We start from the raw sequence: 8,116 nt of genomic DNA on the forward strand, positions 1-8,116 counted from the left end.
ATCTATGATTACCTTATACGGCATTAGCAATTGTGACACGATTAAAAAAGCTAAAAAATATTTAACCGATAACAATGTCGAATTTACTTTTCACGACTACCGTAAAGATGGCGTGAATGAGCAAATGGTGAGTGACTTTGCTGATAAGCTTGATTGGGAACAGCTTGTTAATAAACGTGGTACTACTTATCGTGCATTAACTGATGAGCAAAAACAAAGCTTAACTAAAGAGAGTGCTATTTCACTGTTAGTTGAACAACCTGCAATGATCAAACGTCCGGTACTCGTAAACAATGGCAGCTACCATTTAGGTTTTAAAGCAGTTCAATACGATGAGATTTTTAAATAATGACTGTTGACGTAATTGCACTCGCTCAAGCGCTAATCCAACGAGAGTCAGTAACCCCCGAAGATGCTGGCTGCCAACAAATGATGAACGATCGCCTTGCTGCGGTTGGTTTTAATATAGAGTCATTATTTTTTACCGACACACTTAACACTTGGGCTCGAAAAGGCACACAATCACCGCACTTTTGTTTTGCAGGTCACACCGATGTGGTGCCAACAGGCCCTGAAAAAAATTGGCAACATCCGCCGTTTTCAGGATTAATAAAAGACGGTCTCTTACATGGCCGTGGCGCTGCCGATATGAAAGGCTCATTAGCTGCGATGCTTGTAGCAACCGAGCGTTTTGTTACTAAGCACCCAGATCATAAAGGTTCAATTTCATTTTTAATTACTTCTGACGAAGAAGGTCCATTTGTAAACGGGACGACTCGTGTAATTGATACGCTAGAAGCACGCGGTGAAAAAATCGATATGTGCCTAGTTGGCGAACCTTCATCACGAGATGTACTAGGTGATGTTGTTAAAAATGGTCGAAGAGGCTCACTCACCGCTTTTTTAACCGTTAAGGGCGTACAAGGGCATGTAGCCTACCCACATTTAGCACAAAACCCAATTCATCTAGCAACCCCTGCACTTACTGAGCTTAGCCAAACGGTGTGGGATAACGGAAATGAATACTTCCCTGCTACCAGCTTTCAAATTTCAAATATTAATGGCGGCACAGGTGCTGGTAATGTGATCCCGGGTGAACTAGAAATACAGTTTAACTTTAGATTTAGTACGCAAGTAACGCATGAGCAATTACAACAACGTGTAAATGACATTCTACAAAAGCATAACTTAAATTATGAATTAAGTTGGATAGTAAATGGTTTGCCTTTTATTACCGAGCACGGCCCCCTTGTTAATGCCACAGTCAATGCTATTAAATCGGTAACCGGTTTAACCACAAACCTAGAAACCACAGGTGGCACATCTGACGGGCGTTTTATTGCGCAAACAGGTGCTAAAGTAATTGAACTAGGGCCACGTAACGCTACTATTCATAAAGTAGATGAATGCGTAAGTACCGATGATTTAATAGCCCTTACCAACATTTACGAGCAAATATTAGAGCAACTTTTAGCATAATGGATGTAACTAAACCAACATCGATAATGTGTATCACAGGGCAAAGTGATACACATTTAACTGACATACAAAATCATCGCTTGCACAGCGCTATTATTAGCGACTTTTTAGCGCTGCAAAGTGCAGCTCAAAAAGCGGGATTTGATCTTACTATTGCCTCAAGTTTTCGCGACTTTGAACGCCAGTCAATTATTTGGAATAATAAGTTTTTAGGTATTCGACCTGTTTATAATAAACAGCAAAAGGTTGTAGATTTAACTAAATTAAATGATGTAGATAAATGCATAGCAATAATGCTCTACTCTGCACTACCTGGCGCAAGCAGGCACCATTTAGGGACTGACTTAGATGTGTTTGATAAAGCTGCGGTGAGTGATGATTATAAGCTACAGCTAACACCTGATGAATACTTGCAAGGTGGGCCTTTTGCGCCTTTAAGTAATTGGCTTGATACTAACTTAGTTAAATTTGGCTTTTATCGCCCTTACCAGCATGATTTAGGTGGCGTCGCACCTGAGCTTTGGCATATAAGCCATATTAAGCAATCACAATTATTAGTGAATAAACTTAGCGAGCAAGTACTTTTTGAATGTATAAAAAACAGTGAACTACAGGGCAAGCAGGCAATACTTGATAACTTACCTGCTATTTATACACGCTTTGTAACAAACGTAAGCCCACACCTAAAAGAAGGTTAGGTTATATTAAGCCTTCTTTTTATTTAAAATAAACACCAGCACGGCCCCTAATATTAAGGAGCTTGCGACTACAAACTCCATTGTTACCTGCTCAGATAAAAACAAAACCCCGGCAATGGCTGCAAGTACCGGCACACACAACTGCACAACAGCAGCTTGGGTACTTTTAAGCAGTGGCATAGCCACATACCAAACACTGTAACCAATCCCAGATGCTATCGCACCCGAGGCACACGCAAGTAACACCCCTTCAATACTGATATTTTTTAAATAACTCATACCTACGAGTAATAAAACAGGGATAGCAACTAAGCTTCTTATAAAGTTAAACCCAGTAGTACGCAGTGGCGATACACACACTTTACCGCGAATACTGTAAATACCCCATCCTATACCGCTGAGTGCCATAAGTGATGCGCCAAACAGTGAAGGCACTGCAGCAGATGGCAGCATTAAATATACAAAGCCACCTAGCGCCACTATAAACGAGCACCACTGAAGCACACTCAACTGCTCTTTTTGATATATACCCCAGCCAATCATAGTAAGTTGCACAGCGGAAAACAAAATAAGTGCGCCAGTGCCTGTATCAAGCTCTACGTAAGCAATCGAAAAACAAAGTGCATAAACTAGCAGGCTAATACTGCTTCGCCAGCTTCCTCTGTCACTTATAATAGCGGGGTTAAATGTACCTTTACGTTTTAAATTATGGGTATAAATAGCCATTATAATGCCCAAACATGCAGCCCCGCTTAGTAAGCGAATAACTGTAAAGTTCCAAGCATCTATATAGCCTTCGGCTAAAGCCATTCTGCAAAAAAGAGAATTTGCGGCAAACGCAATTAAAGCAATGATTGTGTATATGGTGGCTTTCAAAAAAATTCCTTTGCAACAAAAAAACATTGTTGTTTAAACTTACTCGTTAATTAACCAACCACGTTCAAGCCACTGATTAATTTTAGTAATTAAAAACCCAGCGATTTGTTCACCAGGGAGCTCATTTAAACAGGATTGGCATAACTGTGCAAAGGGTGTGTTTTGTTTTAATAGATTCAGTAAGCGATGCTCTTGTGCATCAACGCTTAAATATTGTGTACGCCTGTCAATATCACGTGCAATAACCCAAAAGCGAGGTTCTGAGGCTATTGGTTCTGGCGGTGTTTGCTTTTCTTTTATTGCCTGCCAACTTTCAACCGCCAACGTATGAAACGCGACTAACTGTACACTTGGATGTAATTTTAATAGTAAATTTGGCCATTGCTGTGGTTCAATACTTTCAAGCTCTGATACATTGAGTAATGTTTTATCGCTTGCATCAAACGCGCTTAGCAATAGTCGTTCAAATTTGGCTATATCTGCAAGTATGGGGTAATCGTTAAAAGGAGTATTGGTGGCTAAGTAATCAGGTAATTTCTCTGCAAAAATTCGTAGTGACGTATGAGTTGAAGGATATAAAGCTAAATAACCATCAACCATCATCTCAAATAAATCATCACCTAAGTAAATGCCCAACTGTTCGTGATCTTGTTCTACAACAGCTCTTAAACGAATTTTATAAGCGTTTTGATAAATAGAGAGTCGCTGTTGTGTATTTAACTGCCCTTGCTGCGCAATTTGCTCGCTAATATCCGAACTTTCACCTTGCAGTAAATCCATAAACTGTTGTTGCAGCTTCGCTAAATCGCTCATGCTCTAATATCCCAAAACGGTTTCACTAGCGTTTTAGCATGCTCAAGCTCAGTTATTAAATCATCAAGGGAGCCAATATTATCATCGCGTTCAATCATAGTACTTACAGGACCTAATGTTTTTGCATACTGAGCATATAAGTCCCATACCGCATCTGGGACATCTTCATCATGAGTATCTATAATATGCGTACCAAAGTCTTGATGTCCTGCTAAGTGAATTTGCGCAATAGCAGTACTCGGAATAGCCGATAAATAATCCATTGCGTTAAAGTCGTGATTACGTGCACTTACATAAACATTGTTTACATCCATTAAAAACTTACAGCCAGTTTGCTTATGTAATTGCGCTAAAAATTCCCACTCACTCATTTGTGAAGCGTTGTATGTTAAATAACTCGACACATTTTCAAAAATCATCTCTCGGCCTAGGTAATCCTGAACTTGCGATATTTTATTAGCTAAATGTTCAAGCGCCACATTGGTGTAAGGCATTGGCAGTAAATCGTGGCTATTTATGCCGCCAACTTGAGTGAAGCATAAATGATCAGACACCCACTGCGGCTCTACTCTTGCAATGGTGTTTTTTAACTGATTTAAGTAGTCTTTGTTGATTGCGTCTGTACTACCAATCGACATTGATACACCATGCATCACAATGGGGTAATCAGATCTGATTTTATTTAAATAATGCCAAGGTTTTCCACCGGCTACAAAATAGTTTTCTGAAATAATTTCAAACCAATCTACAGCTGGTTTCTCTGCAATAATTTGCTCAAAATGAGGGGCTCTTAGTCCTAAACCAAAACCTAAAAAACGATTTGTCATAAACTTCCTTAATAAGCCTGAATAATAAAATACATCGTTCAGGCTTATTTTATGCGTTCGATAAATTTTTATACCAATTGCATTAAATTAGTGATCTATTATAGCGCTAAGAAAATAACGCAATAAGTGTGCTATTTAATGCGATAAAAAGATCATATTTTTAATAAAATTGGTATTAGCTACCTACAGAACCACCAATGTCACCACATGCTTTTGCTGGCATTGATACAAAACCAGTCCCTTTACACGATGCATGTCCAGCACACGCGTTATTAGCTGTTTTACAATCGTTATGACCGCCACACACATTTACATCATTACAATGTACTAAATCAGCTTTAGCTACACTGCCAACCCATTTATCTTTTACTTTACCGCCAACGTCAGCACACGCTTTTGCAGGCATAGCTACAAAACCAGTCCCTTTACATGATGCTTGACCAGCACATGCATTTTCAGCTGTTTTACAATCGTTATGACCGCCACACACATTTGCATCGTAACAATGAACTAAATCAGTTGTTGCGCCATTATTTGCAACAGAACTTGATGGTGATGTTTCTGCCTCTGTTGCATTACAACCAACTAAACCTGCAACCATTACAGCCATTGCTGCACCTGTGAACTTTTTCATTTTTTATTTCCTCTGAGTGATATAACAAATAGCTAGACCGTAAAAGCTAAATTACTATTTCAGTGTAGTTGATAAAAAATTAATAGAGTTCACGTTTTGTTCACCAGTGTGATCTTATATTTCTGGATTAGCAGGCAATTTTACTCTACGATTTTTTACAATATTTCACACATTTAGCTAAAAATAATATGTTAATGTATGTAGGTAAATTAAGAGGAGTGCGCAGTGCGCCTAAGTATAACTTTAAGCTTTTGTTTTATTTTAAGTGGGTGTAGCACAATAGGTTTTAGTGACCTATTTAATGACTATGCCACGCAAATGACACCAATAAGAAATGCGATCGAGAAAAATAATATCGAAGAAGCGCAATCCCTTATTGCTAATAATAGCACCCTGCACAGCAGCTACTTACTCAACCAACTCGAGCAAGCTCGTTTAAACGACTTAGCGAATACAGCAAATGATGCACAAAGCAAATTCGAGAATGTGTATACGCAAATGCAAAAAAAACGTGAAGCCGCCAAAATACAGGTAAGTGCAGGGCTTGAACAAAGTAATGCGTTATTTACTAACGACTCAGCCATTACCTATGTTCCACCTGCTTACGAAATGAGCATGCTTCATAGCTATAAAGCACTTAACTATGTATACAAAAATGATATTGAAGGCGCTTTAGTAGAAATTCGTAGAGCTAATAAAGTACAAGTTGATGCACTTGCAGAAAATCAAACTGAAGTAGACTCAACAATAAAAGAAGCGCAACAGCACTACCCGAGTATGAACAATGTAACCAGGGATGTAAAAAATGGCTTTCAAAATGCCTACACGTTTTACTTATCTGCTTTGCTTTACCAAAGTGCTAAACAATACGACGATGCTTATATTGATTATAAAAAAGCACTCGCTATACAACCTAACAATATTTATTTACAACAGGACGTAATACGCCTTGCTAAAAAACAAGGGTTTGCGCAAGACTTAAGTGAATTCAAAAAACGTTTTAGTGATGCGCCAACTATTTCTTCATCACAAGGCGAAGTGATTGTTTTATTTGAACAAGGCTTAGTGCCAAAACAAGATGAATTTAAACTGCGCTTACCAATTTATTCATCACGTGGCGATGCACGCTTTTATAGTCTAGCAATGCCGGTATATAAAGATAACGCCTATGTGCGCCGTCTTAACGCCATAAACATTGATGCACAAAGCTTAACGCTTAGTCCACTGGTACACATTGAAGCACTTGCAGCCAAAACATTAGAAGATCAAATACCTGCAAAAGTAGCCCGTCAAGTACTTAGGTTAGTGGCAAAAGAAAAAGTGCGTGCAGAGTTTGCTCGCAGCGCCGGTGATGTAGGTAACATAATTGCCAATATTTATAATTTGGCATCTGAGCAAGCTGATACACGCAGTTGGCTTACGCTTCCAAATCAAATAAGTGTTGCAAGGCAAAACCTAAATACAGGTGAGCATTCTCTGCATATAGGCACACAAGCGCCTATAAATTTCACCATTAGTAAGCAAGGGTTAACGTTAATTTACTTAACCTCTATCAATAACTACTTTAATTACCACGTAGTTCAACTTTAGGAGCCATCATGAAATACATAGCGCCATTATTAGCAGTACTAATGCTAAGTGCATGTTCAAGTAAACCGATTACATCCGGTATTTCTGTTGAACAAAATAAAAGCCAGTTTAATGAGCAATTACGTGTTGATAACCCAGCTTTAAGTAAAAAGCTGACTATAACTGACATAAAGACCCGTCAAACAAACCAGTTAACCGATGTAGTAGTGACACTTTCGAGCCAGTATAAAAAATCACAATATTTACAGTATCAGTTTAATTGGTTTGATAAAGACGGCTTTGTAATTAAAGGCAACCATTCACCTTGGCAAGCACTCACCTTATTTGGTTTTGCAAAAACACAATTACCGGGCTTAGCACCGAGCTCTGATGCGGTTACCTTTTCTTTAGCAGTTAGAGAAGTGTCTACCGAATCACAAGAATTTAAAGATTAAAGGAAACAACCATGATCATCAGTAACAAATTTAAAACAGCATCAACTTACGCTTTAATTGGCTTGAGCGCTTTAGTATTGAGTGGCTGTGCTAATAAAGCCGTAGTAAGTTATGGCGACGCACAAGCCGTAGAAACAACCGATATTAATTTTGGCTCTACTGACTTACAAAAAGTAGCGAGCCAAATGACCGATTCATTACTCAGCTCACCCGTTGTTGGCACAATGACCGCTAATAAACGCCCTGTAGTATTTGTTGAGCGTATTAAAAACAAAACCAGTGAACACATTGATACTGAATCAATCACCGATTCAATCTCAACACAAATGCTACGCAGCGGTAAGTTCCGTTTTGTAGATATGACTCGTGTTGAGTCAGTACGTGAGCAATTAACGTTTCAGAACGAAGATGCCCTTGTTAACCCTGCAACAGCCGTTGCATTTGGTAAACAAATTGGCGCGCAATATATGTTATACGGAAATTTATCGAGCATAGTTAAATCAAATGCCGATAAATCAGACGTATACTATAAATTTACGATGCGTTTATTGGATATGGAAAGCGGCCTAGTTGAATGGGCAGACGAAACTGAAATTCGTAAAACGAAAGAAAAATCAACCTTTGGCTGGTAGCTAATACCAATCGGCTTATATATGGGGTCTATTTAACGTTAAGAAAATTACGCTAGTACTAGGCAAAAATTTTTGTATCTAGTTGTTCTCGGCAATTGCTCCCTGCATTGCTCTACCTCCTGCATCCATGCAG

General features: G+C 38.8%; 10 protein-coding genes. 6 read left to right on the forward strand and 4 right to left on the reverse strand.

Annotated features, from left to right (window positions below; all coding sequences use genetic code 11):
* Window positions 1-4: 4 nt before the first annotated feature.
* Genes DO88_RS09505 through DO88_RS09495 form a run of 3 tightly spaced genes read left to right on the forward strand, consistent with a single transcriptional unit; the run spans window position 5 to window position 2,177 of the window.
* A complete protein-coding gene (locus tag DO88_RS09505) occupies window positions 5-349 on the forward strand; it encodes an ArsC family reductase (RefSeq protein ID WP_008134091.1) in 345 nt (114 codons plus the stop codon).
* Window positions 349-1,479 carry a succinyl-diaminopimelate desuccinylase gene (gene dapE, locus DO88_RS09500; RefSeq protein ID WP_033039353.1) on the forward strand — a complete coding sequence of 377 codons (1,131 nt, stop codon included), beginning with the start codon at window positions 349-351 and terminating at the stop codon, window positions 1,477-1,479. The genes DO88_RS09505 and dapE overlap by 1 nt, the downstream gene beginning before the upstream one ends.
* Window positions 1,479-2,177, forward strand: a complete 699-nt coding sequence (locus tag DO88_RS09495) for a M15 family metallopeptidase (protein WP_033039356.1) — start codon at window positions 1,479-1,481, stop codon at window positions 2,175-2,177. Before dapE ends, DO88_RS09495 begins: the two co-directional genes overlap by 1 nt.
* A 6-nt stretch (window positions 2,178-2,183) precedes the next feature.
* On the opposite strand, the gene DO88_RS09490 is transcribed toward DO88_RS09495, so the two are convergent.
* The 4 genes from DO88_RS09490 to bufA2 all read right to left on the reverse strand — a co-directional run bounded on the left by DO88_RS09490 (window position 2,184) and on the right by bufA2 (window position 5,327).
* The gene (locus DO88_RS09490; protein WP_033039358.1) at window positions 2,184-3,053 is read right to left on the reverse strand and encodes a DMT family transporter; all 870 of its coding nucleotides are present in this window, start codon (window positions 3,051-3,053) and stop codon (window positions 2,184-2,186) included.
* Window positions 3,054-3,092: 39 nt separating this feature from the next.
* Entirely contained in the window at window positions 3,093-3,866 is a 774-nt protein-coding gene (locus tag DO88_RS09485; protein WP_033039359.1) for an HvfC/BufC N-terminal domain-containing protein, read from the reverse strand.
* Complete coding sequence (gene bufB / locus DO88_RS09480) at window positions 3,863-4,693, reverse strand: MNIO family bufferin maturase (protein WP_033039361.1); 831 nt, start codon at window positions 4,691-4,693, stop codon at window positions 3,863-3,865. The genes DO88_RS09485 and bufB overlap by 4 nt, the downstream gene beginning before the upstream one ends.
* A 175-nt stretch (window positions 4,694-4,868) precedes the next feature.
* Window positions 4,869-5,327: a BufA2 family periplasmic bufferin-type metallophore gene (gene bufA2, locus DO88_RS09475; protein WP_007375404.1), complete on the reverse strand. Its 459-nt coding sequence runs from the start codon at window positions 5,325-5,327 to the stop codon at window positions 4,869-4,871.
* A 225-nt stretch (window positions 5,328-5,552) separates the two neighbouring features.
* On the opposite strand from bufA2, the gene DO88_RS09470 reads away from it, so the two are divergent.
* The 3 genes from DO88_RS09470 to lpoB are packed head-to-tail and all read left to right on the forward strand — an operon-like array spanning window position 5,553 to window position 7,983.
* Entirely contained in the window at window positions 5,553-6,917 is a 1,365-nt protein-coding gene (locus tag DO88_RS09470; protein WP_033039363.1) for a COG3014 family protein, read from the forward strand.
* Between the two features lie 8 nt (window positions 6,918-6,925).
* Window positions 6,926-7,351, forward strand: a complete 426-nt coding sequence (locus DO88_RS09465) for a YcfL family protein (protein WP_007375406.1) — start codon at window positions 6,926-6,928, stop codon at window positions 7,349-7,351.
* Window positions 7,352-7,362: 11 nt separating this feature from the next.
* Window positions 7,363-7,983: a penicillin-binding protein activator LpoB gene (lpoB, locus tag DO88_RS09460; protein ID WP_033039366.1), complete on the forward strand. Its 621-nt coding sequence runs from the start codon at window positions 7,363-7,365 to the stop codon at window positions 7,981-7,983.
* Window positions 7,984-8,116 lie beyond the last annotated feature (133 nt).

Origin of the sequence: Pseudoalteromonas sp. S3431, from assembly GCF_000690035.1 — a bacterium.
In the GTDB taxonomy this organism is placed as follows: Bacteria; Pseudomonadota; Gammaproteobacteria; order Enterobacterales; family Alteromonadaceae; genus Pseudoalteromonas; species Pseudoalteromonas fuliginea.